The sequence below is a fragment of the Chloroflexota bacterium genome, from assembly GCA_016197225.1.
In the GTDB taxonomy this organism is placed as follows: Bacteria; Chloroflexota; Anaerolineae; order Anaerolineales; family VGOW01; genus VGOW01.
Genome location: JACPWC010000071.1, coordinates 83,229 through 108,630 on the forward strand (window position 1 = coordinate 83,229; position 25,402 = coordinate 108,630).

The window sequence follows — 25,402 nt, forward strand, 5'->3', positions numbered from 1 at the left end:
AACCTATGGCGTCACAACCGGGCAATTGTTCGAGCTAGCCGGGTTGAACACCTTGACGCATTTAATCCGCCCCTGGATAGTCGGGCTGATGGGAGTGTTAGCAACAACATAGTCGGCCAATACCTGATCCATGATGTCGCGAGACGTAGCGCGGCTGAAGAAATTCGGGTACGTATCACCGCCGCTTACCATGAAGTCGTTTTCGGCGATGGTGTAGGTGGAAGCCGCTGTCAAATCAACCGCAGCGCCAGTGCAACTTCCATCAGATGCTTGTCTAACGGCGCTGACCACTCGATTGCCGGTGCCAGGCACCGGAGTCGGTGAGACGGTTCGTGGTGTTGCTGAGATGTCGTAGGTGAAGCACAAGCCTGAGACCTGCCCATATCGTCCATTAGCGCCAGGCATCGAGGCGACGGCATTTTCCAACATGTCTTTCAACTCAGCGCCGTTCACCGAGAGGGTGACGACGACGTTGCCGAACGGCAGAACCGTGAGCACCTGGCCGCGTGTGATCAGGAAGGGCGGTTGTGTGCCCGGTGGGCAGAAACCTGGGCCGCCACCCGCCGCCGGACAGGTGAGCGCGTCGCGCAGGCCGCCAGAGTTGGTGACGGCGAAGTCAACGCTGTAGGTTGTTCGCATCGCATCGGCGGTGACATTGCCCACCAGCGACTCGCAGGTGCGGCCGGCTGTGTTGCCACAGGCGTCGGTGCGCGGGATGAAGCGATTGGAACTGCCAATCTTCGTGCCGAGGATCGGCGCAAGTTGCCCACTCAGATCGTCAATCTGAGCCTGGATCGCCGGGTCGGGCGTCACGCCAATGTTCCACGGTTTGTGGAAGTCGGCGGTCATGTAGATCACCTTCTTGGTGCTGGGGTCGAAGACAAGGCGGATGCGGGTGAAGCGGATGCCTTTGCTTCGATTCTCGACGACCAGCACGCCGTTCGGCCTCGTGGTAAGCACCTGGAGGTCGGTGTGGTCGCCGACGACGGCGTTAACATTGGTGACGTTGTCAGCCAGATCCACCAACGGGCCGGCGGGCGCGGTCAAAGTTCCTGCCGTTGCCCCCAGGTGTCCAAAGGCGACGATGATGCCAACCTTCTTGTTCTTCAGCCTCACGGCTTCGGCGTTGACGGCGGCAACCGGGTCAGTCACCTGGAACGGGTCAAAGGAGTTGGGAAAGACCAGGGTTGGGGCGTCGGGGTTGGTAAAGCCGATCAGGCCCACCTTGACGCCGTCGAACTCGAACACCTTCGACTTCACCCACTCTCTGGGCGTCTTGCCCCGGTTGTCTACAACGTTGGCCGAGATGTACTTGAAGTCGGCCAGCGGGATCAGGGTGTTACGGAGGTAGGACTGGCCCTTGTCGAAGTTGTGGTTGCCCAGACCGTCGGCGTTGAAGCCCATTAGGTTCATTAACTCGATAGTGGGCGTGTCGCCGAAGAAGCTGGAGATGGGCGGCGTCGCGCCGACCGAGTCGCCGGCGGCGATGGTGATGGATGTCAAATTGTCGTCATTGTCATCATCACCCGCGCTCGCGGCTTCGGCGCGATAGACGTCGAACCAGGGCTTGAGGAAGGCCGACCCGCCGATGGCAAAGCTCGGGCCCAGCGTGTCGGCTGTTTCGGAGAGCGGCACAAGCTGGCCGTGGTAGTCGCTGATGTCGAGGATGGTGACTTCCTTCCAGTGATCGGAGCGCGGGAGGACGTCGTAGAGAATCTTGCCGCGCGCGTTTTGCGGGCCGGGGATGCCCATGAGGAAGGCAATCGTCGGGGCCAGGTCAATCGCCCGAACGCCGACGATCGGATCATCGTTTTTCTTGACGCCCGGACCGGAAGCGACGAACGTGCCGTGCATGTTGACGTTGTGTTCGATGTCAACGAGGTTGGGCAGGTAGCCATGCTGGCCGAAAAACTGGGAGAAGGCGAAGAGTTGACCGGGGGTGGCCGCGTCTGTTTGATAGGGCGGGCGGAAAACGACGACGACGTCGCCGCTGCGATTGGGATGCAGGGCGTCGGTCCCGTCCACGTTCCGCAAATCTTCTTTCTTGAAGACGGCGGCCACCACTTGCTTGCCGGGGTTGGCCGGGTCAGTCAAGTTCTGGAAGTAGTTGACCAGATTGTTCCGAACCGTTTCATAGTCAGCCGCGAGGACTTGTGGCGCGTTACTACCGCCCGGATCACGCCCGGCCAAATCAATATACAACTGAACCGTTCCACCAGCGTGGCATTCTTTGACCAGGGTTGCCGCTACAGCACGGCAGTTGCTGGTCTGTTCGGGGCCATAACCGAGATCGGCCAGAGCTTTGCTCACGTTCACCGCATACCACTGCGGCGCAAAGCCGTGGTCGGACGAAGCGAAGACGGTGGCATTGGGCAGGAAAGAGCGCGTCAGCGCCAGTTTTGCATCCGCTTCATGATAGGCGCTACGGATGTAGCCCTCGCGAGTGGCAATCAGACCATCGGGCGTGCCGTTGCCTTCAAGATCGTCGAAGTACGGATTCGGGTTGCCATCAATGTCAGTCGGCGTCACCAGCGCCATGAACTGGTGCGAGAACTCGTCGGTGACCGGGTAGCCCACGAAAGCAATATCGGTGTCTGGCTGTAGCGTGCCGAGGATAAAGTTGAGGTAAGCGTCGGCAGAGGCCTTTTCAAGATCGCGCCCCTGCTGGACGTAAGTCTCTTCGTCAATGATGCGCGCTTCGAGCGGGGCGAAGTCAGCCGAGATAAAGGTGGGGAAATTTTCGGCCAGGTACTTCTCAAGCTTATTCTCACCCGCTCCACCGGCTGGCAGAGCATTGCAGGCGGCAGTGGCGCAAGTTGCAATCACGCGCTCAACTGAGGTGAAGTACAGTTTGAAGGACGAGAGATCGGGCGCGAGTGTAATGAGTTTGGTATAGAAGCCGGCCGTCTGTCCGGCGCGCGGGCCGATCAACCCATCTGCGCCCATGAGCTTGATCTCTTTGAAGTCGCCTACGGCCAGGTCTACGGCCTTTTGATTGCCGTCTTTGGCCGCGCCGCTGCGAACCAGGATGGCGTGATCGTAAGCCGCCGTGCCGTCTATCATGCTGTCATAGATGTAGATGTCGTAAATACGGTCGGGGTTAACAGTCGAGCCAGGGTTTGTAGGAACGGTGAGAGAGGATTGTTGAGAGGGGGCGGCGGGATCACCTGTGGGTACATTGCTCCAACCACTGGCCGGAGCAAATCCCGCAACTTTATACACGATGCCAAATGCCGCCGCCCCGGCCTGTTCGGTCGCATTTACCGGTGCCGCCAACACGCCACGGTTCGAGAAAAAGGTGGTGAAGTCAACGGTCGGGCCGGCAATAAGAGCATTCGCGCCGCCGACCCAATCAACTTGGGCAACTTTCTTGCCGGCGCGCTCGGCGGCGGCGGCCAGGGTGTCGGCCTGCAGGATGCCGGTGGCGGCGAAGCTGGTGCGGGTGTTGAAGTTGCTTTCGCCGGTGCGGTGGAAGGTGTTGTTGGTGGAGCCATGCTCGCTGGGCCAGGTGCCGGTGGCCAGGGTGTACCAGCCCACCCCCGTGTTCGGCGGGAAGCCCTGGAGCAGGCCGTTGTCGCCGCGAACGCCGTCGTCCATCAATTCGGCGTAAGTCGGCATCGCGCCTTCTTCGGCATAGCGTTCCATGAGATCGGGGCGCATGCCGTCGGAGGCGAAGAAGATCACTTTGTCGGCGTGAGGCGGGCCGGACGGATCGGCCAGGGCGGGCGAGGCCGTGGAAGTGGAGGCGGCAGTTGAATTGAGGGGAGATAGAATGACGCCCAGTATCAAGGTGAGAGTAAAAATTCGTTGCAACAACTTGGTGACCATCAGGAACTCCTTATGTATGAATGTTGTGAAGAATGGTTACCACAAAATGCGCGGGGCATTTCTGCCGCATGGGCAGGCGCAATGCGCTTGAGCGACGCTATTGTCCTAAAGTTTGACACCACCTCCTTAATCTCACAAGTTATGCAGTTGTTGTAGTGTTTGAGATGTTGCTTGAAGCAGGCCTAACGGCCTCGCTTTGCAACCATAAGGCAAACGGCTGATTGCCCCACCCTCCGATTTTCACCTGCGTGAGCAACAAAAAAGTGAACGAGGCTCTACCCGCCTTTAGAGGGAGAGCCTCGTTTTTTAATGCGCCAGATTCTGTTTGGAAAAACACCAAATTGTCATTGCGTTTCAGGTCTCACAACTCAATTCAGGCCACAAACGTTCTTTTATTTCGGATCAAACTTGTCTAATATTACTGACTAACACACAAGCCTGTCAAGTGAGAATCTAATAGCGTTATAATCTTGATCATGACCCTCCTCGTCAACCCCGACCGCTTCAAACAAGACTTTGATTCGCTGGCCAAAATTGGCTCGACCCCCGACGGCGGCGTGCATCGCCCGGCCTTGAGCGAAGCCAACCTGGCAGCCCGTCGCTGGTTTCTGGCTCGTGCTACTGAAGCCGGGCTTGAGACCCGCGTGGACAGCGCCGGGAATCACTCAGCAATCTTTAATTCTCCAATCTCCAATTCTCGCTCCCTCCTCCTCGGCTCCCATACCGACTCCGTTCCCAACGGCGGGCGCTTCGACGGCGCGCTGGGCGTAGTCGCCGCGCTCGAAGCCGCGCGCACGATCAAAGAAGCCGGACTCAATCTGCCAGTGAATCTTGAAGTGATTGACTTCACCGATGAAGAGGGAACGCTGGCCGGTATTCTGGGGAGCCAGGCGCTGGCCGGGCAACTCAAGGCTGAAACGCTGGCTCAGCCGCGCGGCGGGCGCGATTTGTTGGAAGCAGGCATGACTCGCGCCGGGTTGACCGACTCTGGTTTTCTGTCTGCGAAGCGTGATCCTGAAACACTGGCCGGTTATCTGGAACTGCACATCGAGCAGGGGCCGCGGCTGGTTCAATCGGCGATTGCGATTGGGGTGGTGACGGGCATCGTCGGCATCAAGTCGTACCGGCTCATCTATCGCGGCAAGGCCAACCACGCCGGGACAACGCCGATGGAGTCGCGCACGGACGCTTCGCTCGGCGCGGCCACCTTCATCCTCACCGCGCGCGAACTGGTCCTGCGCGATTTTCCAACATGCGTGGTCAACGTGGGGCAGATGAACCTGAGGCCGGGCGCGTTCAACATCATCCCCGGCGTCGCCGAATTTGCCCTGGAATACCGCGCGCCCGAGGCCAAACAACTCAAGGAACTGGGATCGGCATTGCTCAGTTTGGCCGAAGTGATCGGGCGGCAGTATGGACTCAAACTCACGGTGGAGCCGGTGGGCGAGTGTGAACCGGCGCCGATGAGTGAACGGGCGCAAGCCGCCATCGCCTCCGCCGCCGACTCGCTGGCCCTGAGCCGCACTGCCCTGCACTCCGGCGCGGGCCACGACGCCCAATCGCTGGCCGTCATCACCGAGGCAGGCATGATTTTTATTCCGTCGCGCGACGGCATCAGCCACTCGCCTCAGGAGTTTAGCGAATGGGAAGCGTGCCTGAATGGGGCCAACGTTTTGCTGAGAGCGGCGTTGAAGATGGCGGAGGGCAGATCAATAGATTGAGCAGGGTTTGGTTTGCTTGCCGAGCGCGATAAACTTGCCATAGAAAACGACGAAAGGGCTATTTATGCAAAACAGAAAAGCAACGAGTATCAGTTGTGCCAACATCGCCTTCATCAAATACTGGGGGAATCGAGATCACACTCTGCGCCTGCCTGCGACCAGTTCACTCTCCATGAACCTGGCCGGGCTGTTCACTCGCACCACCGTCGCCTTCGATCCGGCCCTTCACTCGGATGTGGTGGTGCTGGACAACATGGCCCAGTCGCCCGAAGCCTCGCGGCGCGTCAGCGAGCAACTCGACCGGGTACGCAAGCTGGCAAACATTTCCACCCGCGCCCGTGTGGACAGCCAGAATAATTTTCCGAGCGGCACGGGCATTGCCTCGTCGGCCTCCGGCTTCGCCGCCCTCACTGTGGCCGTCTGCGCCGCCGCCGGTTTGCAACTCTCGGAGCGCCAGCTTTCCGTTCTGGCCCGGCAAGGCTCCGGCTCGGCCAGCCGTTCTATCCCGGCCGGTTTTGTGGAGTGGCAAATGGGAACAGGAAGCGATGACTCGTATGCCTTCTCCATCGCCGGGCCGGAGCACTGGGCGCTGGCCGATTGTATTGCCATCGTCAGCCGTGAGCATAAAGCCGTTGGCTCCTCCGACGGCCACACCCTGGCGAGCACCAGCCCGCTTCAGGAGGCCCGCATTAAAGATACGCCGCGCCGCCTTGACGCCTGCCGCGAAGCCCTGCTGGCCCGCGACTTTGCCCGCTTGGCCGACGTCGTCGAAGAGGATTCGACGATCATGCACTCGGTAATGATGACTTCGCGCCCGCCGCTTTATTACTGGTTGCCGCCGACGCTGACGATCATACAGGCCGCGCGCGAGTGGCGGGCCAAAGGATTGCCGGTCTGCTTTACGATTGACGCCGGCCCCAACGTCCACGTGATTACCACTGCCGAATATGCAACTGAGGTGAACAAACGCTTACACGCGATTCCGGGCGTGCAGAACGTTCTCACCGCCACTCCGGGGGGCGGCGCTGAACTGGTGACAGGCTCATAAAAGATTGTTCGGGCGAAAGTTGGACTTTCGCCCGAACCGATCAAGCCGCTACGTTGACTGCGCGTTTGACATCCCATCTTCTCTGCCCGATAATCCTTAATAAGGTATATAAAAAGGAGAGACTGACATGTCAAATCCGTTTCCCAGCGATGCCTGGGTCAAAGCCCTCAAAGAGGTGATCAACTCGGACGCCGACTATGCCCAGGCGGCGCAAAACTGGGAAGGCGACGTGATCTTCCACGTGGAGCCGGACGATCTGGCGCCGAAGCCGATGTTGATGTATGTAGACCTGTGGCACGGGCAATGCCGTGACGCTTACGAAGTTGCCAGCCTCGACGACAAGAAGGCGGCCTTCGTGCTGGCCGCTCCGACGTCCGTCTTTATTCGCATCATTCAGGGCAAGCTCGATCCGATGCAGGCCATGATCACCCGCCAACTCAAAGTTCACGGCAGCATGGTTTACATGATGAAAAACGTGCCGACGGTGCTGAAGTTCGTCAAGTGCGCCTCGAAGGTGGATTCAGAGTTTCCGGTTGCGCAATAAATGAACGGCTATCTGGGGCGCATTCTTACCGTTGACCTTTCCACCGGCCACATTGCGGATCAACTTCTCGACAGCAACCTTCTCCGCGATTTCGTGGGCGGGGCCTCGCTGGCCGCCGGCCTCTTGTATGGCCGACTGACTCCTGCTCTCGACCCGCTCGGCCCTGACAATCCGCTGTTGTTTATGACCGGGCCGCTCACCGGCTCGTCCGGCCCGGCGGTTGGCCGCTACACTGTTTGCGCCAAATCGCCCGCCACCCATTTGTGGGCCGAGTCGAATTGCGGCGGCTTTGTCGGCCCCGAGATTCGATTCGCCGGCTACGACGGCATTCTGTTCACCGGGCGCGCAACATCGCCGGTCTATTTGTGGTTGAAAGATGGGCGGGCCGAATTACGTGACGCATCTCATCTCTGGGGCGGCGACACTTACATCACCCAAAGCCGAATCAAACAAGAGACGGGTGACCCGTCGACTCGGGTGGCCTGCATTGGCGTAGCGGGCGAGCGTCTTATTCCATTTGCCCTCATCCTCGGCGATCATGGCCGGGTGGCCGGGCGCGCCGGTCTGGGCGCGGTGATGGGTTCCAAGAATCTCAAAGCAGTGGCCGCGCGTGGGTCGGGCGAGTTTCCGGCGGCTCACGCCGGCTTCAAAACCATCCGCTCTCAGGCTAACCATCAGTTGCGAAAAGATAACATGAGCAACGTCTTGCGCGAGACCGGCTCGGCGGGCGCGGCGGAGTATTTCGATTTGCTGGGCACGATGCCGGTTCGCTACTATTCGCGGAGCGGCTTTGCGAATGTGAGCAAGGTGTCGGGCGCGGGCATGGCCGAGACGATCCTCTCTGGCGTGTCCACCTGCCACGCCTGCGTCATCGCCTGCGGGCGCAAGGTGACGATTCCGGACGGGCCGTATCAACGCGGCGAGGGCAAGGGGCCGGAGTACGAAACCATCGTCGGCTTTGGCCCGAACATTGAGAACGACGATCTGGCCGCCATTGTTCATCTGGGCCAGTTGTGTGATTCTTACGGCTTGGACACGATCAGCATGAGCAACATCATCGGTCTGGCCTTCATGATGTACGACCGGGGCGTTATCACTGCCGCCGACGCGAGCGGTCTTGAACTCAAGTGGGGCGACGTTCACGCCGCCGAGACTCTTGTTCATCAAACCGCCCGGCGCGAGGGACTCGGCGAGTGGCTGGCGCAGGGCGCGCGCGACTTTGCTCGCCGCTTTGGCGTCGAAGAGATGGCGGTGCAGGTGAATGGCCTCGAAGCGGCTTACCACGACCCGCGCGGGGCCACCGGCATGGCCCTGACCTACGCCACCTCGCCGCGCGGCGCGTGCCACAACCAGAGCGATTACTTCATCGTCGAGATCGGCGGCGAGATGCCGGAGATCGGCATCAAGACGCTTGACCGTTCAGCCAGCGCCGGCAAGGCCGAAAGCGTGGCCCGCCATCAGTGGTGGCGCACGCTCAACAACAGTCTGGTCATGTGCGTCTTTGCCAACCTCACCTTCACCACCGCCCACGAGCTAATCAACGCCGCCACCGGCCTCGACTACTCGGCTGAAGAATTCTTCCGCTGTGGCGAGCGCGGCTGGGCGCTCAAACGGGCCATCAACAACCGCCTCGGCCTCACTGCCGCTAACGACAAATTGCCCAAAGCCTTTCTCACGCCCTACAACGAAGGCGGCGCGGCGGGCGTCGCGCCTGATATGAAGACTCTGCTGGCTGAATACTACGAGGTTGAGGGCTGGGACCCGGCCACGGGCAAGCCGACTCGCTCGACCCTGGAACGACTCGGCCTGGCCGGGGTCGCCGCCGATTTGTGGGGGGCGGCATGATCTTCGTCACCGGCGCAACCGGCTTCCTCGGCCATCACTTGATTCCGGCGCTGGCCCAAACCGGGTGCGCGGTGCGTGTGCTGGCCCGCTCCACCAGCGACGTCGGTTTTCTCAAACACTACGGCAACGTCGAAGTGGTGACGGGCGACGTTTTAGATCGAGACTCGATTCTGGCGGCGATGAAGGATTGTGAGAAGGTCATTCATGCCGGCGGTCTCTTCCGCTTTTGGGGGCCGCGCGAATCGTTTGAAAAGGTCAACGTGCAAGGCACGGCCAACATGCTCGAGGCGTCTCTGCGCCAGAACATTCAGCGTTTCATTTACGTTTCCACTGTGGCTGTCGTCGGCATCCCGCAAAATGGCCGGGTCATTGACGAGACCTATCCCTGCCAGCCGGTGGACGCTTACCAGCGAAGCAAGTTCGACGCCGAGAACATGGTGCGCATGTTCAACCGGAGCACCCGGTTTCCGGCCATCATTCTCCGGCCCGGCGCGTTTTACGGCCCCTGGGGCCACTACGCCTGGAACCGCCTCTTTTTTGAAGACCCTCTGCGCGGCTTGCGCATCCGGATTCATAAGGGCCAGCGCCTCACCTTCCCGGCCTTTGTGCCGGATGTGGCTCGCGGTATTGTGGCCGCCCTGAGCCAGGGCCGAACCGGAGAAATTTACAACCTCAGCGGCGAGCCGCTGACGCACAACGAAGCCAACCGCATCATCAGCAGGCTGGCCGGCATCAGTTCATTCCGGTTGAACTGCCCGGCTCCGCTCATGATGTGGTTGGCCAACCGCCTCACCGACATGGCCGCCCGCACCGGGCGCGAACCGTACTACCCCATCAACCTGGCGAAATACGTTTTCTACGACTGGCAAGTTTCCTCCGACAAAGCGCGCGCCGAACTCGATTTCACGCCCAAGCCGTTTGAAGAAGGCGCAAAGCAGACGGTGGACTGGTATCGGCAGATCGGGTGGGTTAAAGGAAAAAGGAAGAAGGAAGAAGGATGAACTTCATCCTTCTTCCTTCATAATTCATCCTTCATGAAGCTCGTCACTACCGAAGAAATGCGCCGCCTGGAGGCAGAAGCCGCCGCCGCCGGAGTTTCATACGCGACGATGATGGAGCACGCCGGCAAAGCAGTCGCGGATGCTATCGTTGAGCGCGTTGATCCCAAGACGGCCAGCGTCGTCGTCCTCGTCGGGCCGGGCAACAACGGCGGCGACGGGCTGGTGGCCGCCCGCCACCTGACGGACGCGGGGGCAACCGTCAAAGTCTATTGCCTCAAGCCGCCCGAAGAATCCGACTCTAAAGTCGTCGAGCTTCGCAACCGTTCTATCTTTCTTGTGGACGCCGATAACGACACGCAATCACGGGTGCTCAGGCACTCGCTCGGCGGCGCAAATGTAATTGTAGATGCGCTCTTCGGCACGGGCGCGCGCCTGCCACTGCGCGACAAAGCGGCGCAAGTGTTACGGCAGGCGGCGGGGCGGGCGGGCGACGGCCAGCGTCGCCCCTACATTGTGGCTGTCGATTGCCCGTCCGGCACAAACTGCGACACCGGCGAGGTGGACGGCAACACGATCAAGGCCGATCTCACAGTGACGTTCGGCGCGGCCAAGATCGGCCAATACAAATTTCCGGCGGCAGATTACGTTGGCGAGTTGATCGTGGCCGACATTGGCTGGGCCGGCTTGCCCGGTTTGCAGGCGATCAATCTTGAGTTGGCCGACTCGGCGCGAGCGAAAGCTACTTTGCCGGAACGGCGGCGCGACGCGCACAAGTACACATTTGGCAAGACGCTGATCGTGGCCGGCTCGAAGAACTTCGTGGGCGCGGCCTACCTCGCCGGAGCCGCCGCCTATCGCGCCGGAACCGGACTCGTCACCCTTGCCGTCCCCGACTCGATCCAGCCCATTCTTGCGACTCAACTTCCCGAAGCCACCTGGTTGCCCCTGCCCGAGTCGTCGGGCGCGATTGCCGAGAGCGCGGCTGAGGTTGTAAGCGCCCAACTCGGCAAGGCCGACGCGCTCATTCTTGGGCCGGGCTTTGGCATGGCTGAAGTGACACTGAACTTTTTACGAGCGTTGCTTGCAGACTTCCGAAGTCTCGCCGGTGTTTGGCGCTTCGGAAGTCTGGTGGACGCCGACGGCCTGCGCCTCCTCGCCCAAATTGAAAACTGGCCGAGCCTTCTGCCCAAACCCGCCATACTCACACCGCATCCTGGCGAAATGGAAACGCTCACCGGACTCTCGAAAGAAGAAATTCAGGCCGATCGTTTAGGCGTGGCCCGCAAGTTTGCGGCGCAGTGGGGGCACGTGGTTCTGCTCAAAGGCGCATTCACCGTCATTGCCGCGCCCGATGGCAAGGCCGCCATCGAGCCGTTTGCGACGGCGGCGCTGGCCAAAGCCGGGTCGGGTGATGTGTTGTCGGGCTTGATCGGCGGGTTGCTGGCGCAGGGCGCGCCGCCGTTCGAGGCGGCAGTCGCGGGCGCATTCATTCATGGCCGCGCGGCGGAAATCGCCGCCGAGACTCTCGGCACGACCGTCAGCATCGTGGCCAGCGATTTGTTGAAGGCGATTCCGAAGGCAATTGCGACATTGTAGAGGCGCGGCTGCCACGCCCGTCGCACAAAATAAAACGCCCCGTCTTGCGAACGGGGCGTTTTATTTTATGGATCGAGTTGTTCTTACACAGCGGCTTCGGAGTCAGAGGCGGCGCCACCTTTGGGTGTGGTCATCGCCTTCTTGCCGGCTTCAAAGGCATCCTGCAATTTCGCGCGCTGTTCCTCAATCACCACCCGGCCCTGCTTGGTCAACTCTTCGGTGCGGGTGCGGGCCTCGGCGGCCACGTGCTCGGCGCGGGTCTTGGCCTCGGCGGCCAGCTTCTCGGCGCGGGCGCGGGCTTCGGCGGCGGCGGCCTCGGTGCGGGCGCGGGCTTCGGCCAGCGACTCTTCGCCCTGCTCGCGCAGTTCAATGCCCTTCTGCCGAATCTGTTCGCGGGTCTCCGCGCCCGACTGCGGGGCCAGGATGAGGGCCACGGCCGCGCCTACCAGACCGCCGACCACAAAGCCGGTGAGGAAAGCGCCAATATCGTCACTACTGTTGTTTGACATGAGGGTTCTCCTTTACTTCTTTATCACGTTGATAAGATCGAAGAATTTGGACAATGCCGCCACGTAACCGTTGAGCTTCATCACCGGCTCGACGATGTTCTCGCTGACGAAGATGGCCGTGCCGCGCACCGTGTTCACCGTCTCGTTGGTGCTTTCGAGGATCGGCTTGATCTCGTGTTGGAGCAGGTTGGTGAGCCGGGCCAGTTGGATCATCAGGATGACCAGGGCAAAGCCGATGAACAACGACTCGACGGCCATGAAGATGATGAAGATGTCGCGGATGACGGTGGTGGCCGACGGGTTTTGCACCATGAAGTACACCGCCGCCACGATCCCGGCGACAACGATCAGCGTCATTACGATGGCAATCAAGGCCAGCCGCCGTTGTTCCGGGGTGAGGTCAGAACTGGTGGGTGGAGGTGTTGGTGTGGGTTGTGAAGGCGGGGTTCCGGTTGACATTGCAATTGCGATTATACCGGATAAATCAACTTCGTGATTCAGGCTCACGGCCACGCTGGGCCAGCCAGTTGGCGGTGAACAGGGCGATGATGCTGCCCAGGCTGGCCGGGACGATGTGAAGCGCGCCGGCGCTCATGAAGGTGAAGCCAATGAAGCCGCCGGCAAAGTGGCCGACGACGAAGCCCACCCAACCCGCCAGCAAATACAGCAGGAGACGCCGCGAACTGCCGCCCAGCCACAGGTGAAAACCCGCGCCGTAAAGCGTGGAAAGGATGAAGGCTAGAAGATATGCTCCGGTTGTCATCGTTGAATGATTCCTCCTCCCAGGCAAACGTCGCCATCGTAAAACACGGCGGCCTGCCCCGGAGTGATGTCGCGCATGGGCGCTTCAAACGTCACCCCGGCCCGTTTGTCGTCGAGCGGCGTGATCCGCCCACGCCGGGGCTGGGCCTTGTAACGAATTTTGATGTCGGCCTCAAACGGTTCAACCGGCGGCACGCCCGACACCCAGTTGATGCGCCCGACGCGCATCGTCGTTTGCCCAAGCTCAGACTCGACGCCGACGACGAGGGCGTTGCGAGCCGGGTCGGCACCCAACACGTAGAGCGGCTCGCGGGCGGCGAGGCCGATGCCCTTGCGCTGGCCGATAGTGTAAAACGCCAGGCCCTTGTGTTCGCCCAGCACATTGCCTGAACTGTCTACGATAGGGCCGGGTTGAGCGACTTGCGGCGCATGCTCGGTCAAAAAGCGGCGGTAGTCGTTGTCGGCCAGGAAGCACAAATCCTGGCTGTCGGGCCGCTCGGCTACCGGCAGGTTGAACTTGCGCGCCAGCTCGCGGATTTCGGTTTTGGTGTAGCCGCCAACCGGGAACATGGCGTGGCGAAGTTGGCGCTGGCCCAGCACGCTGAGGACGTAAGACTGATCCTTTTTGTCGTCAATGGATTTTAGTAATTGGTAACGACAGTCCCCGGAGCGAAGCGGAGTGGGAATAGTAATTGGGCCGTCGGCGACGGCGCGCACGCGGGCGTAGTGGCCGGTGGCGAGAAATTCTGCGCCGAAGGAGAGGGCCTTGTTGAGCAAAAACTCCCACCGGATGTGGCGGTTGCACTCCATACAAGGATTGGGCGTGACGCCACTGGCGTAGCCGTCAATGAAAAAGTTGACGATTGTGTCGTGGAAAACATCCTTCGTGTCCACCACGTAAAACGGGATGTCGAGCGACTCGGCGATATGGCGGGCGTGGCCCATCGCGTCGGGCGTGCAACAGCGATTGTAAGCCTCCTTGCCCGGCTCGCTCCACAGGCGCATCATCAGCCCGATCACGTCGTAGCCCTGCTCGACGAGCAAGGCCGCGGCCACCGAACTATCCACGCCGCCCGACATGGCGACGACCACACGCGGTCTAACTCCCAAATCCCAGACTCCAAATCCCAAAGGTCAGGCGGCGAGGAAGATATCCAACGAGCGCTCCACTGCCTCGGCCATCATCAACTAACGCAGGCCGACGAAGTTGGACTTGGCGACCGCGCCCCAGCAGCCGTCGCGTTTGTAGAGCGCCAGCATGTGGTCGTCGTCGCGGTTGGTGGGGAGCATGTCAATGATGAGCGGTGGATGGCCGAGCCGGCGCAGGGCGGCGGCGGCGAAGGATGCGCCGTCAAAGCAGTGGCCGATGCCGTCGCGCAGAACCCGGAGCGGGCAACGATAGATGTCTTCCGAGCTATAAGTCAGCGTATCGAGGAAGGCTTGAATTTTGGCCGGGGTCGTCAGGCTGGCGAGAAGTTTGCGATCGGGTTGGGTGAGCAGGTCGTCAAAAGTTTTTGGTTTTGGCATTTCGCCTTGCAAGAAAGCAATCTTCAGCAACTTATGCGGCTAAAAAGATATCTAATGAACGGTCTGTCGCTTCAGCTATCATTACTGTGAACGGTTCAGTGTTACCTGTATGGGCTTGATCAAGCGCGTCATAGTAAGCAAGCCGATCTTCACGGCGGATGACGGCTGGCGGGTAGCCGTCGCGCATGAGTAGCAAATTCATCAGTAGGCGGGCTGTGCGACCATTGCCGTCGGCAAAAGGGTGAATATGCACTAGTTGGAAATGAGTCAACGCCGCTCGTTCAATGGTAGATAGTTTTTGACCATCGCCATTCAACCAAGACATGAATTCCTGCATCAACGCTGGTACACTTAACGCATCAGGAGGAACGTACTCGGAGCCGCTGATGCGAACTTGACCGAGGCGATAACGCCCGGCTTCTTCATCGTCAATGCCCTTCAAAACCAGCGCGTGAATTTGCCGCAGATTATGCTCAGTGAGTGGCTCTGCGCCGTTCGCTAAGGCCTCTACAAAGTCTATCGCGTCTTTATGATTGATAGCCTCAAGATGTTCGCGCAATGTCTTGCCGCCAACAGTAATGCCCTGATGTAACACAACCTCGGTTTCGCGAAGCGTGAGAGTAGAGCCTTCTATGGCGTTCGAGTGATACGTCCACTCTACATCAAAGTATTCCTTTAGACGAGCGGCGGCAGAGGCCGACAGAGGGCGATGGGCGTCAAGCGCCGCTTTCTTGTCTGCCAATTGTTCAAGAATCTGCTTCAAGTTCACTTTCAACTCCTCATCTGCCCCACCACCCTCGTCACCCCCTCCACCGCCCGCTCAATCTCCTCCTCCGTCGTCGGACGGCCAACCGTCAGCCTGAGCGAGCCGAGCGCCCAACTGCGGTCGTAGCCCAGGGCCAGGATCACGTCGGACGGTTCGGGGTCGCCGGTCTTGCAGGCCGAACCGGAGGAGGCGGCGATGCCTTCCAGGTCGAGCCGCATCAGCAGTTCATTGCCGTCAATGTTTCGGAAGACGAACGAGGCGTTGTTGGGCAGGCGCTCTGCCGGATGGCCGGTGAGGCGCGAATCTGGAATCTGGGTGAGGGCAGAGATGAGGCGGTCGCGCAGTCGGCGGTAGCGGGCGTTGTCGGCTTCACGGCGGGCGACGGTGAATTTGAGGGCGGCGGCTAAACCGGCGATGTAAGGCACGTTGGAAGTTCCGGCGCGGCGGCCCTGTTCGTGCGCGCCGCCAGTTTGAGTCGAAATAAGCGGCGTGCCTTTGCGAACGTACAACGCGCCAACGCCCTTCGGCCCGTAAAATTTGTGCGCGCCGAGGGCCAGCATATCCACGCCCAGCTTTTGCACGTCCATCTCAAGCTGGCTGGCGGCCTGCACCGCGTCGGTGTGTGTGATGATGCCATGTGAACGCGCGAGTTGAGCGATCTCGGCGACGGGCTGGATCGTGCCAATCTCGTTGTTGGCGGTCATTACCGAAATCAGAATCGTGTCGGGGCGGACGGCGGCCTCCACGTCCGAGAGACGGACGCGGCCACAGTCGTCAACGGGCAGGATCGTTAGGTCGAAGTTGTAGTGTTCGGCAAGCTGGCGGGCGGTGTGCAGAACGGCGTGATGCTCGACGGCGGTGGTGATGAGGTGGTTGCCGCGCCCGGCTTCGCGCATCGCGTGAGCGGCGCCGCGAAGCGCGTAGTTGTCGGACTCGGTGCCGCCGGAGGTGAAGATGACTTCGTTCGGCTCGCAGTTGAGGACGGCGGCCATGTCGCGTCTGGCCTCTTCGATGGCCTTTTCGGCGTTGCGGCCCCAGCGATGGATGGACGACGGGTTGCCGAAGTTGTCGCGGAAGTGCGGCAACATGGCCTCCAGCACGGCGGGGTCAACCGGGGTAGTGGCGGCGTAATCGAGGTAGATTGGGTCGGGCATGGCGTGATTGTATCACGGCCATTTACTCACTCACCTTACGCAAGCACCCTGAGCGGAGCGGCGGCCCTGAGCGAAACGAAGTGAAGTCGAAGGGTCGCCGCGCAGTCGAAGGGTGCGGCACCTGTGTAAGGTAAGTTACTCAAACAGGCTCACCTTCTCGACGTTGGACGGAACGACAAGATAGCTCACCAGCCAGCCCATGACGCCGCACAGCACCACAGCGCCCGTCCAGAGATGGATGCTCCACCACAAGCCAACGGTGAAGAGGGCGGCGAGGAAGTAGAAGAGGTAGAGGATGGCGGGCAGGGCGGCGGAGAAGAGCCGCAGGGCGCGGATGTTGATGATGGAAGGTTTGAGCCGCCACACTAACACATCGGCGGCTACCCCGGCGAGGACGCCGGTGACGAACAGCAAAGCCGGGTTGGCGCCGAAGAATATGTCGTGCATCACCACCATCAAGGCGGAGTTGATCGTCAGCATGAAAGTCAGCGCACCGGGCCGGAGTTTGTGGTTTCGGATCAATACCAGGACGATGGCTGTGAGCAGGGCCGACTGAAACAGGAAGGCGGTGATGCCGAGCGCCTGGGTGACGAAGACGTAGCCCTGGCCGGGCCGGTCAACGCTGGTGATCCAGGTTCCGCCGAGAGGGCTGGCATAGTCGGTGAAGAAGGTGAGGATCGAAAACAGGAGGGTGGCTGAAATGAGGAACGGGAAGTACGAAAGCCACGAGGCGTCGTTGGCGCGTTTGAGACCGGCGCGCAGAGGGCCGGTGATCAGCAACACGCCGCCGAACGCCAGCATGAGATGAGTTGGGCTGAGGAGGGCCTCGACGCCGATCTCGATGCCGAAGAGAATGTGCCAGATCATGTCGCCGACACCACCGACCATGAAGATGGCCGCGCCCAGGAGCGAGAGGCCGTAGCCGCTTGGCATGGCCGCCGTGAACGAATGGCCGCGTCGCAGGTTGCGAACGAACAGGCCGGCCAGAACAGCCGCTTGAATCAGAAACCCGGAATAAAGCGCGCCGTGCCAGGGTGTAAAGAAAGTTTCGAGATTCGGGTTGTGGGTGTGCGCCCAGCCGTCGAGGTAGAGTCCGCCGATCAGCCACGCGCCGAGGGCGGCCATGAGCCAATCGAAGCCGAGGCCGCCGAGACTTTTCGCCTGTGACGTGTCGAGACCAGTAGTTTTTGTGGGGGTGGTAGTGATAGTCGTCATGCAGGTAATTCTACCAAAGGTTGTCAGGTTTGCTCCTGGCTGGTTGCCCGCTTCACGCCCGCCGGAATGCGCGCGCACCGATCATTGCTATTCGCCCTGCGTGTAGGTAACCCACCACTGAAACTCGCGCTCGTCTTTGCCCCATTTGCTTTTGATGAAGTCCAGGATTGCGACAATTTCGTCTTCGGCGAGCTTGTCGCCGAAGGCGGGCATTTTGGCGTTATCGTAGACGGCCTGGCCGCCTTTGGCGATGATCGTGATGAGGAGCGAATCGGTGTGGTGCCAGGTGTGGCCGGAACTGTCGTGGGGCGGCGGCGGGAGGGAGCCGTCGGCCAGCGGCCTTTTCCAGTCGGGCGCGCCTTCGAGGTTTGCGCCGTGACAACTGGCGCAGTGTTGGGCGTAAAGTTGCTCACCCTGGGCCGCGCGATCCGGGTTGAGAGTGGGGACGGGCGGCACGGCGGTTTCGTTGATGACGACTGAACTGCTACTGGAGGAGGCGCAAGCCGCTAAGAACAAGGCCGCCATCAACAGAGGCGGCCACCACTTGAGTCGAAAGCGCATGAGGTTGAAGTCTTACCGATACACGCCCCGATACTCTTCCGGCAACATGGCGGCGATGGCGCGCATAACGCGTTCGGTGAGCGAGTCGGTGGTGTCGTCGGCCTGCGGGTAAATTGGCTGGCCGATGTTGACGGTGACTGGCGTGGGGCGATACCAGGGCTTGAAGAGCCGGTCGGTTCCAACAATGGCGAGCGGCAGAATGGGCGAGTTGGCGGCAAGAGCAAAGCGCGCCGCGCCGGTCTTGGCTTGTTGCAAACCTTTGCCTTTGCTTCGTTTGCCTTCGGGGAAGATGCCAAGTGTTTGGCCTTCGAGCAGAACACGCTCGGCAAAGTTCAGCGCCCACTTGTCGCCGCCGCCGCGAAAAACCGGGAAGGCGCACAGGTTGCGAATGAGCCAGCCCAGCGCCGGGTTCTTGAACAACTCGGCCTTGCCCATGAAGCAGATGGTGCGCGGCAGAGTTGAAATCTGCATCGGGAACACGTCGAAGTTGGTGACGTGGTTGCCGCTGATGATGAGCGGGCCGGTCAGCGGCACGTTCTCGTAGCCTCGCACTTCGATTTTCATCACGGGATGGATCAGGAATCGGGTGATGAGAAAAGTGGCGATTGCCCGGACAGGCGTCATCGTGATGTAGTAACGATGGCGGTCGCGTTCGTCGGTTGGGGCAATGGAGAGCGTCGTCATGGGCGGGATTATAATGGGTGTCGCACTATTTCATCCATCTAAAACACGGAGACTGAAAAATGGATACGACAATTATTTCGATTCACGGGCGTGAAATTCTGGACTCGCGGGGAAACCCGACGGTGGAAGTGGAAGTCGGTTTAGCCGACGGCGCGTGGGGGCGGGCGGCGGTTCCGTCCGGAGCGTCCACCGGCGCACACGAGGCGCTGGAAATGCGCGACGGAGAAAAGGGGCGCTACGGTGGCAAAGGCACGCTCAAGGCGGTTGCCAACGTCAACGAGGCCATCGCGCCCGAACTGGTGGGCCTGGACGCGCTCGACCAGCGCGACCTCGACGCGCTCATGCTCGAACTGGACGGCACGTCGAACAAGTCCAAGTTGGGGGCCAACGCCATTTTGGGGGTGAGCCTTGCTATCGCAAAAGCGGCGGCCAACTCGCTCTCGCTCCCGCTCTATCGTTACCTTGGCGGCACGCACGCCCACGTTCTGCCGGTGCCCATGCTCAACATCCTCAACGGCGGCGCGCACACCGCCTGGCAGTCCACCGACTTTCAGGAGTTCATGGTCATGCCGCTCGGAGCGCAGTCGTTCGCCGAAGGCCTGCGCTGGGGCGCGGAGGTTTATCACGCGCTCAAGAAGGTGCTCAAAGACAAAGGCTACACCACCCTCGTCGGTGACGAGGGCGGCTACGCGCCCGCGCTCAAGACGAATGAAGAAGCGATCGAAGTGATCCTCAAAGCCATTGAGACCGCAGGTTACAAGCCTGGCGACCAACTCAGCATCGCCCTCGACCCGGCGGCCTCTGAACTTTACGAGGCCGAAACCAAAACTTACAACTTGCGTAAAGAAGGCAAGAAGTTGACGGGCGCGGAGATGGTGGCTTTCTGGGGCGAGTGGATCAAGAAGTATCCGATTGTTTCGATTGAAGACGGGCTGGCCGAGGACGACTGGGCAAGCTGGAAGCTGATGACCGATCAATGGGGCAACCGCCTCCAACTGGTGGGCGACGATCTCCTGGTCACCAACCCGGAGCGCGTCAAGCGGGCGATCAAGGAAGGCGTCGCCAACTCCCTGCTCGTCAAAGTGAATCAGATTGGCTCGCTGACCGAGACGATTGAGGCCGTGACGATCTGCCAGCGCAACGGCTGGACGGCAGTCACCTCGCACCGCTCCGGCGAGACTGAAGACACCACGATTGCCGATCTCTCGGTGGCCCTCAACATGGGCCAGATCAAAACCGGCGCTCCCGCCCGCTCCGACCGGGTGGCGAAATACAATCAGCTATTGCGAATTGAGGAAGAGCTTGGCGACTCGGCGGAGTATTTGGGGCGGGCGGCGCTGAAGAAGTAGCCATTTTCGTTGTACAATCATCGTCATGGAAAGGAGGCCGAGATGGCAACACAAGCCCCACCTGCAACACTCATAACCGAAGCCCAACCGGGCACACGGCCTAAAATGACATACGACGAATTCCTGGCGTGGGCGGGTGAAGATATGCACGCCGAATGGGTCAAAGGGGAGGTTTTTGTTTATATGACTGCTCACACCATTCATCAAAGACTTGTGGGGTTTTTGATCCGGCTCATTCAAGACTTTGCTGATCTTAGCAATTTGGGTGAGGTATTTGCTGGGCCGATGCAGGTGAAACTCTCTCCCGAAGGCTCAGGGCGCGAACCGGATGTGTTTTTTGTCGCGCAAGAAAGATTAGAGCACGTCACTGAAAAATACTTTGATGGAGCGCCCGACCTGGCAGTGGAAGTCATTTCTGAAGACAGCGTGAATCGTGACCGGGTAGACAAGTTTGAAGAATACGAAGAAGCTGGCGTGCGCGAATACTGGATCATTGACCCTCGCCCGCGCCGCCGCCGGGCCGACTTTTACCAGTTGGGCGCTGACGGCAAATATCAGCCGGTTCCTTTGAACGCCGAAGGGGTTTATCACTCGGCCGTGTTGCCAGGGTTTTGGCTCAAAGCAAGCTGGCTTTGGGAAGACCCACTGCCAAAACTGGCGCCGACGTTGAAAGAGATCGAAGGCAAATAGAAAAAGCGGGTGTCACGCGACACCCGCTTTTGTTATGCCTTCTCCGTCTCTTCCTCTTCCGTCTCAAAGTTTGCTCTGGCCTCCCGCCCCGGCGCAGGCGTGCCGCACGAGGCGCACACGTTCCAGTTCAGGTCGAGCAACTTGCCGCAATTGCTACACACCTTTTTGAGGATCGTCTGGCAGTGCGGGCAAATCTTCCAGTCGGGTTTGGCGGCCCGGCTACAGCCGGGGCAGGTGGGGCGCTCTTCGATCTCCTGCAGGAGCGCCTCTTCTTCCAGCGAACGGGCGTAAGATTGAGACAGGGTTTCCGGCGGGCGCAGAATCAAATACACGATGAAGCCGGGGATGTTGAGCACCGCCACCACCAGCGCCGCCAAAAACTGGGCGAAGATGTCGCGCGAGCGCGAGCGCATATCGCGGAACGTCCAGATGACGAGCGAGAGCCACAGGGCGGCGATGAAGGCCCCCAACAGGGCCACGCCGTAGCGCACGTAGTTGAGAATGGCAGGCAGGTCGAAGGACATGGCGAGATTATACAGTGAAACTTTGTCGCCTACTTTTGTTTGGGCGGTAGTTCGCGGAGCGTGCCGCCCGAACTTCTGGCGAAACCTCATTTGACCTCTCTCTCACTCCGAAGTATTATCACGGCACATGACAACCCAGCCTGAATCGGATACAACGTTCATGCCGCGCATCGGCGACATGGCCTCGGAAGACCGGCCCCGCGAGCGGCTGGCGCAGGCCGGGCCGGAGGCGCTGAATAATGCCGAACTTATGGCAATCTTGTTGCGAGTGGGGATGCGGGGCGAAAATGCGGTGCGGCTGGCCGAGCGCCTGCTCTCAACACACGGCGGGCTGGTGGGTTTGTTGAAATTATCTTACGGCGATCTTTGTAAGGTCAAAGGGATCGGGCCGGCCAAGGCGGCCCAACTAAAAGCGGCAGTGGAACTGGGCCGGCGGATGGCGGCGGCCTCCCCGCAGGAAAAACCCGTCATTAACTCTCCCGCCGACGCCGCCAACCTGGTCATGTACGAAATGCGCGCCCTCGATCAGGAAATCGTGAGGGTCATCCTGCTCGACACCCGCAATCGTTTGATGAAGATGGATGACGTTTACAAAGGCTCGCTCAACACTTCGATGATCCGCGTCGGCGAACTGTTCCGCGAGGCGGTGAAACAAAATGCGGCCTCGATCATCGTCGTTCACAACCACCCCAGCGGCGACCCCTCACCCTCGCCCGACGACGTAGCCGTCACCCGCCTCATGGTGGAAGCCGGCCGCCTGCTCGACATCCCGGTGCACGATCACCTCATCATCGGCAGTCAGCGTTTTGTGTCGCTCAAAGAACGCGGGTTGGGATTCAGCTGATGCCCGAACAACGGATCGAGCAACTCTTTTTAGTGCCCGGCAACACCAAAGCCGACGTGGCAACCTGGGGCGCCGCCGTCTTGGAATTTGCCGCCTACTTCCCCGGCGTGTTCATCTCGCACGATTACGCCGACGCCCAGCGGCCCGACTTTGAGCGCCTGACTCTGGTGGAGCCGGACTCCTGGCCTGACGACCTGTGGACGATGATCAAGCAGAACCCGCGCAAGCCGGCGCTGGAAAAGCTGACCGCGCCTACGCCCGAAGTGCTGGCCGAGATTCTGCACGCGCGCGTTTACTACGGCCTGCGCTTCGGCTTCCAGACCGAATACGACTGGGCGCAACAGTGGCCGCCGGGCGTGAGCCTCATCGGCCTGCATGGCCGCTCGGACGGCGAACTGCAGGGCGTGGACTTCGACATTGCTCAGAAGGCGCGACTCGAAGCAATCAAGCTCACCAGTTCCGCCACGCCCAAAACCCTCGAACGGTTACGGGCCATCAATCCGGGCCTGTTCATCATGTTGCGGCCCATTCTCAACTTCAACGACGACGGGCGGGCCAGGCGGATCGGCCCGCAGGAATTTTTCGACGCCACCGCCAACGACCTGCAGCGGCTGTTCGACTACGACCCGAACATCCAATACATCGAAGTCCACAACGAGCCGAACCTGGTCATCGAAGGGCTGGGCGGGTGGTGGACGAACGGCAAAGAGTTCGGCAGTTGGTTTGATGAAGTGGTGCGGCTTTACAAGGAGCGATGGCCCGGCAAAAAGTACGGCTTCCCCGGCCTCTCGCCGGGCAATAATATAAATAATGTCCGCCAGGCCATGCGCCAATTTTTGGGCGAGGCCGCGCTGGCCGCCGCCCGCACCGACTGGATCGCCGTGCACGGCTACTGGGTCAACGACCGCGAGATGACCGAGCCAATTCACGGCTTCACCTGGCAACTCTATCGCGAGTTCTTCCCCGACAAGCTGTTGTTCATCACCGAGTTCGGCAACCCGACCCAGCCCAAGCACACCGTCGCCGATCAATATGCGCGTTACTACGGCATTCTGCGCCACGTGCCCGGCCTGGGCGGCGCAGTGTCCTACGTCGTCTCCACCTCCAACTCCTTTGAGTCGCCGCGCTGGGCCTGGCGCGACGAGAACGGGGTGGACGTAGGCATTGCGGCAGAGATTGGCCTCAGGCGTTATATTCGATGACGAAAGACGATGGACGACAGACGATAGCCGTCGTCTTTCGTCTGTCGTCCATTGTCTGATTAGGAGAGTTCTTATGCCCGACCCCCAAATCATCCTCCTCCCGAAACAGAACTACTACGCCTGGGTGGCCGCCGCCAAAGATTACGTCCTCAAGTTCGGCCCCAACCTCACCCCCGATCCGGAGACGGCGGCGCATTTCAACGCCCCCAGTCAAACGATCACCATTGCCAACACGCCCGACGGTTTTGGCCGTGACATCGTCCAGTGGTTCAAGAACACTTATCCCAACTTGAAGCTGGACGTGGTTGACGCCGGTTCGCCCGACGACTTCAAGAACGCCCTGGCGACTCGGATCACCAACGATCAGCAGTTTGGGCCGCCGGCCTCCACCAAAGTGGACTCTGCGCCTTTTAGTTTGCGCTGGCCGACCGACTTCCCCAAAATCACCCAGCCCTTCGGCGTCAACCCGGACATCTACCGCCGCTTCGGCCTGCCCGGCCACGAGGGCCTGGACATTCGCGCCCCGATGGGGGCCAACGTTTACGCCGCCGCCGACGGAACCGTCTTTCAGGTGAACGCCGACGGCAAGTTGGCGAACGGGGCCGCGCACGCCTACGGCATTCACGTTCGCGTCCAGCACCGCGACGGCTACCAGACGATCTACGCTCACTTCCAGCAGGCGCTGGCGCAAGTGGGCCAGCAGGTAAAGGCCGGCGACAAGATCGGCATCGCCGACTCGACCGGCAACTCCACCGGCAGTCACCTGCACCTGACGCTGAAGAAACAGGGGGCGACGGCCTCCGGCCTCACCAACTATCCCAACGACATCATTGACCCGACTCCTTTTTTGCAGGACTCAGGCACAGTAACGCCGCCGGCCAACACCTTTGGCTGGGCCTACGGCAAATGCCTGGTGGGAGTCAATGGCCGGGCCGACGGCCCATTGATGGAAGCCGATTACCCTGTCCTCCAAACGTCCCGCGTCGAAGCCATTAAACTGCTGTCGTCGGGCCGCCCGGAGAATCTGGATCGCCTGCGCCAGATCAAGAATGATATGTTCGTCATGGTGCGCCTCTTCGCCGACTTCCGGGGCCGCACGGTGCGCTCGGACGAGTTTGCCTCGTGGGTCGAGTTCGACATGGGCCAGTTTTACAACCGGGGCGTGCGCTACTTTGAAGTGCACAACGAGCCGAACCTGCAACTGGAGGGCTGGAAGTTTTCGTGGCAGGATGGCCGCGAGTTTGGCAATTGGTTCAAGGACGTGGTCAACCGCCTCAAAGCCAAATACCCTGAGGCCAAGTTTGGCTACCCCGGCCTCTCGCCGGGCGCGAGCATCAGCGGCCAGCGGGTAGACTCGTGGGCCTTCCTGGGCCAGGGCGACGAAGCCATTCGTTCAGCCGCCGACTGGGTGGCCTGCCACTGCTACTGGGTGAGCGACTCGGATCAACTCGCGCCGACCGGCGGCCTGGTGTACGAAGAGTACCGAAAACGCTACCCGAGCAAGCTGTTGTTCATCACCGAGTTCTCGAACCCGACCGACAACACCAACACCCGCATCAAGGGCCAGCAGTACGTGAACTACTACAAACGCCTGCGCGACCTGCCCGGCCTGGGCGCGGCCTTCGCCTTCGTCCTCTCGGCCTCGTCGTTCTTCCCCAACGAAGCCTGGCGGCTGGAGGACGGGACGATGACGGATATTCCGAAGATTGTGGGGGCGCGAAATTTCTGATTTTAGATTTCTGATTTTGGATTGAGGATTGAGACGCCGGGTTTCGGGAAGAGGCCCGGCGTTTTTGATTCATAGCACGGATTCTCGCGCAAAGCGTGAACGGATCGTATCCGCCCATTCCGAGAATCCGTGCTCTTTTGAGGGCGTCTAATCCGCCCGCTATCTTTGGTTCTTAGTTGCCCTTGATCCTGCTGGGGAACTTTCCCGGCAGAACAAAAGGTAATGTGCAGAACAAAGCCGCTTGGCGGATTAGAGCGCCCAACCTACCGCCTCTCTGCTCGCGGCCAATTTTCGCATTTGCCC

Annotated in this window: 23 protein-coding genes; 11 read left to right on the top strand and 12 right to left on the bottom strand. The window is 60.5% G+C overall.

Going from position 1 to position 25,402, the window contains the following annotated elements; genetic code table 11:
* Positions 1-3: 3 nt before the first annotated feature.
* Entirely contained in the window at positions 4-3,828 is a 3,825-nt protein-coding gene (locus tag HYZ49_13395; GenBank protein ID MBI3243279.1) for an alkaline phosphatase family protein, read from the bottom strand.
* A 476-nt stretch (positions 3,829-4,304) separates the two neighbouring features.
* Here HYZ49_13395 and HYZ49_13400 point away from each other — a divergent pair, with 476 nt between their 5' ends.
* The 6 genes from HYZ49_13400 (at position 4,305) to HYZ49_13425 (ending at position 11,583) form a co-directional block, all read left to right on the top strand.
* Positions 4,305-5,549 carry a Zn-dependent hydrolase gene (locus HYZ49_13400; protein MBI3243280.1) on the top strand — a complete coding sequence of 415 codons (1,245 nt, stop codon included), beginning with the start codon at positions 4,305-4,307 and terminating at the stop codon, positions 5,547-5,549.
* A 64-nt stretch (positions 5,550-5,613) separates the two neighbouring features.
* Positions 5,614-6,597, top strand: coding sequence for a diphosphomevalonate decarboxylase (gene mvaD, locus HYZ49_13405; GenBank protein MBI3243281.1), 984 nt, complete (start codon positions 5,614-5,616; stop codon positions 6,595-6,597).
* A gap of 127 nt (positions 6,598-6,724) precedes the next feature.
* On the top strand, positions 6,725-7,141 hold the full coding sequence (locus tag HYZ49_13410) for an SCP2 sterol-binding domain-containing protein (protein ID MBI3243282.1): 417 nt from the start codon (positions 6,725-6,727) through the stop codon (positions 7,139-7,141).
* A complete protein-coding gene (locus HYZ49_13415) occupies positions 7,142-8,986 on the top strand; it encodes an aldehyde ferredoxin oxidoreductase family protein (protein MBI3243283.1) in 1,845 nt (614 codons plus the stop codon).
* The gene (locus HYZ49_13420; GenBank protein ID MBI3243284.1) at positions 8,983-9,987 is read left to right on the top strand and encodes an NAD-dependent epimerase/dehydratase family protein; all 1,005 of its coding nucleotides are present in this window, start codon (positions 8,983-8,985) and stop codon (positions 9,985-9,987) included. Before HYZ49_13415 ends, HYZ49_13420 begins: the two co-directional genes overlap by 4 nt.
* Positions 9,988-10,020: 33 nt before the next feature.
* A complete protein-coding gene (locus HYZ49_13425; GenBank protein MBI3243285.1) occupies positions 10,021-11,583 on the top strand; it encodes an NAD(P)H-hydrate dehydratase in 1,563 nt (520 codons plus the stop codon).
* A gap of 83 nt (positions 11,584-11,666) precedes the next feature.
* Here HYZ49_13425 and HYZ49_13430 read toward each other — a convergent pair whose 3' ends face one another.
* The 10 genes from HYZ49_13430 to HYZ49_13475 form a co-directional block, all read right to left on the bottom strand.
* Positions 11,667-12,092 (bottom strand): YtxH domain-containing protein, encoded by a 426-nt coding sequence (locus HYZ49_13430; protein MBI3243286.1) that lies wholly within the window; start codon positions 12,090-12,092, stop codon positions 11,667-11,669.
* Between the two features lie 12 nt (positions 12,093-12,104).
* On the bottom strand, positions 12,105-12,551 hold the full coding sequence (locus tag HYZ49_13435) for a hypothetical protein (GenBank protein ID MBI3243287.1): 447 nt from the start codon (positions 12,549-12,551) through the stop codon (positions 12,105-12,107).
* A 25-nt stretch (positions 12,552-12,576) separates the two neighbouring features.
* Positions 12,577-12,855 carry a hypothetical protein gene (locus HYZ49_13440; protein ID MBI3243288.1) on the bottom strand — a complete coding sequence of 93 codons (279 nt, stop codon included), beginning with the start codon at positions 12,853-12,855 and terminating at the stop codon, positions 12,577-12,579.
* Complete coding sequence (gene mnmA / locus HYZ49_13445; GenBank protein ID MBI3243289.1) at positions 12,852-13,934, bottom strand: tRNA 2-thiouridine(34) synthase MnmA; 1,083 nt, start codon at positions 13,932-13,934, stop codon at positions 12,852-12,854. The genes HYZ49_13440 and mnmA overlap by 4 nt, the downstream gene beginning before the upstream one ends.
* Positions 13,935-14,042: 108 nt before the next feature.
* Positions 14,043-14,381, bottom strand: coding sequence for a hypothetical protein (locus HYZ49_13450; protein ID MBI3243290.1), 339 nt, complete (start codon positions 14,379-14,381; stop codon positions 14,043-14,045).
* Positions 14,382-14,412: 31 nt separating this feature from the next.
* Complete coding sequence (locus HYZ49_13455; protein ID MBI3243291.1) at positions 14,413-15,156, bottom strand: Fic family protein; 744 nt, start codon at positions 15,154-15,156, stop codon at positions 14,413-14,415.
* Positions 15,153-16,301, bottom strand: a complete 1,149-nt coding sequence (locus tag HYZ49_13460) for a cysteine desulfurase (GenBank protein MBI3243292.1) — start codon at positions 16,299-16,301, stop codon at positions 15,153-15,155. Before HYZ49_13460 ends, HYZ49_13455 begins: the two co-directional genes overlap by 4 nt.
* Before the next feature lie 135 nt (positions 16,302-16,436).
* Positions 16,437-17,516, bottom strand: coding sequence for a hypothetical protein (locus HYZ49_13465; protein ID MBI3243293.1), 1,080 nt, complete (start codon positions 17,514-17,516; stop codon positions 16,437-16,439).
* Positions 17,517-17,603: 87 nt separating this feature from the next.
* On the bottom strand, positions 17,604-18,041 hold the full coding sequence (locus HYZ49_13470; protein MBI3243294.1) for a cytochrome c: 438 nt from the start codon (positions 18,039-18,041) through the stop codon (positions 17,604-17,606).
* A 48-nt stretch (positions 18,042-18,089) separates the two neighbouring features.
* Positions 18,090-18,761 (bottom strand): 1-acyl-sn-glycerol-3-phosphate acyltransferase, encoded by a 672-nt coding sequence (locus tag HYZ49_13475; protein ID MBI3243295.1) that lies wholly within the window; start codon positions 18,759-18,761, stop codon positions 18,090-18,092.
* A 59-nt stretch (positions 18,762-18,820) separates the two neighbouring features.
* Here HYZ49_13475 and eno point away from each other — a divergent pair, with 59 nt between their 5' ends.
* Both eno and HYZ49_13485 read left to right on the top strand, forming a co-directional pair.
* Positions 18,821-20,110: a phosphopyruvate hydratase gene (eno, locus tag HYZ49_13480; protein MBI3243296.1), complete on the top strand. Its 1,290-nt coding sequence runs from the start codon at positions 18,821-18,823 to the stop codon at positions 20,108-20,110.
* A gap of 42 nt (positions 20,111-20,152) precedes the next feature.
* Positions 20,153-20,800, top strand: a complete 648-nt coding sequence (locus tag HYZ49_13485) for a Uma2 family endonuclease (protein ID MBI3243297.1) — start codon at positions 20,153-20,155, stop codon at positions 20,798-20,800.
* A gap of 32 nt (positions 20,801-20,832) precedes the next feature.
* Here the strand turns inward: HYZ49_13485 and HYZ49_13490 are convergent, their stop codons facing one another.
* Complete coding sequence (locus HYZ49_13490; protein MBI3243298.1) at positions 20,833-21,324, bottom strand: zinc ribbon domain-containing protein; 492 nt, start codon at positions 21,322-21,324, stop codon at positions 20,833-20,835.
* A 160-nt stretch (positions 21,325-21,484) separates the two neighbouring features.
* On the opposite strand from HYZ49_13490, the gene radC reads away from it, so the two are divergent.
* The 3 genes from radC to HYZ49_13505 all read left to right on the top strand — a co-directional run bounded on the left by radC (position 21,485) and on the right by HYZ49_13505 (position 25,099).
* Positions 21,485-22,168, top strand: coding sequence for a DNA repair protein RadC (radC, locus tag HYZ49_13495; GenBank protein ID MBI3243299.1), 684 nt, complete (start codon positions 21,485-21,487; stop codon positions 22,166-22,168).
* Positions 22,168-23,370 (top strand): hypothetical protein, encoded by a 1,203-nt coding sequence (locus tag HYZ49_13500; protein MBI3243300.1) that lies wholly within the window; start codon positions 22,168-22,170, stop codon positions 23,368-23,370. Before radC ends, HYZ49_13500 begins: the two co-directional genes overlap by 1 nt.
* Positions 23,371-23,443: 73 nt before the next feature.
* Positions 23,444-25,099, top strand: coding sequence for a M23 family metallopeptidase (locus HYZ49_13505; protein MBI3243301.1), 1,656 nt, complete (start codon positions 23,444-23,446; stop codon positions 25,097-25,099).
* Positions 25,100-25,402: the final 303 nt, after the last annotated feature.

What these genes read in the sequence shown, in the direction of transcription:
- HYZ49_13395 (MBI3243279.1), bottom strand. Translation starts at nt 3,828, where the DNA reads ATGGTCACCAAGTTGTTGCAACGAATTTTTACTCTCACCTTGATACTG.
- HYZ49_13400 (MBI3243280.1), top strand. Translation starts at nt 4,305, where the DNA reads ATGACCCTCCTCGTCAACCCCGACCGCTTCAAACAAGACTTTGATTCG.
- mvaD (MBI3243281.1), top strand. Translation starts at nt 5,614, where the DNA reads ATGCAAAACAGAAAAGCAACGAGTATCAGTTGTGCCAACATCGCCTTC.
- HYZ49_13410 (MBI3243282.1), top strand. Translation starts at nt 6,725, where the DNA reads ATGTCAAATCCGTTTCCCAGCGATGCCTGGGTCAAAGCCCTCAAAGAG.
- HYZ49_13415 (MBI3243283.1), top strand. Translation starts at nt 7,142, where the DNA reads ATGAACGGCTATCTGGGGCGCATTCTTACCGTTGACCTTTCCACCGGC.
- HYZ49_13420 (MBI3243284.1), top strand. Translation starts at nt 8,983, where the DNA reads ATGATCTTCGTCACCGGCGCAACCGGCTTCCTCGGCCATCACTTGATT.
- HYZ49_13425 (MBI3243285.1), top strand. Translation starts at nt 10,021, where the DNA reads ATGAAGCTCGTCACTACCGAAGAAATGCGCCGCCTGGAGGCAGAAGCC.
- HYZ49_13430 (MBI3243286.1), bottom strand. Translation starts at nt 12,092, where the DNA reads ATGTCAAACAACAGTAGTGACGATATTGGCGCTTTCCTCACCGGCTTT.
- HYZ49_13435 (MBI3243287.1), bottom strand. Translation starts at nt 12,551, where the DNA reads ATGTCAACCGGAACCCCGCCTTCACAACCCACACCAACACCTCCACCC.
- HYZ49_13440 (MBI3243288.1), bottom strand. Translation starts at nt 12,855, where the DNA reads ATGACAACCGGAGCATATCTTCTAGCCTTCATCCTTTCCACGCTTTAC.
- mnmA (MBI3243289.1), bottom strand. Translation starts at nt 13,934, where the DNA reads ATGTCGGGCGGCGTGGATAGTTCGGTGGCCGCGGCCTTGCTCGTCGAG.
- HYZ49_13450 (MBI3243290.1), bottom strand. Translation starts at nt 14,381, where the DNA reads ATGCCAAAACCAAAAACTTTTGACGACCTGCTCACCCAACCCGATCGC.
- HYZ49_13460 (MBI3243292.1), bottom strand. Translation starts at nt 16,301, where the DNA reads ATGCCCGACCCAATCTACCTCGATTACGCCGCCACTACCCCGGTTGAC.
- HYZ49_13465 (MBI3243293.1), bottom strand. Translation starts at nt 17,516, where the DNA reads ATGACGACTATCACTACCACCCCCACAAAAACTACTGGTCTCGACACG.
- HYZ49_13470 (MBI3243294.1), bottom strand. Translation starts at nt 18,041, where the DNA reads ATGGCGGCCTTGTTCTTAGCGGCTTGCGCCTCCTCCAGTAGCAGTTCA.
- HYZ49_13475 (MBI3243295.1), bottom strand. Translation starts at nt 18,761, where the DNA reads ATGACGACGCTCTCCATTGCCCCAACCGACGAACGCGACCGCCATCGT.
- eno (MBI3243296.1), top strand. Translation starts at nt 18,821, where the DNA reads ATGGATACGACAATTATTTCGATTCACGGGCGTGAAATTCTGGACTCG.
- HYZ49_13485 (MBI3243297.1), top strand. Translation starts at nt 20,153, where the DNA reads ATGGCAACACAAGCCCCACCTGCAACACTCATAACCGAAGCCCAACCG.
- HYZ49_13490 (MBI3243298.1), bottom strand. Translation starts at nt 21,324, where the DNA reads ATGTCCTTCGACCTGCCTGCCATTCTCAACTACGTGCGCTACGGCGTG.
- radC (MBI3243299.1), top strand. Translation starts at nt 21,485, where the DNA reads ATGCCGCGCATCGGCGACATGGCCTCGGAAGACCGGCCCCGCGAGCGG.
- HYZ49_13500 (MBI3243300.1), top strand. Translation starts at nt 22,168, where the DNA reads ATGCCCGAACAACGGATCGAGCAACTCTTTTTAGTGCCCGGCAACACC.
- HYZ49_13505 (MBI3243301.1), top strand. Translation starts at nt 23,444, where the DNA reads ATGCCCGACCCCCAAATCATCCTCCTCCCGAAACAGAACTACTACGCC.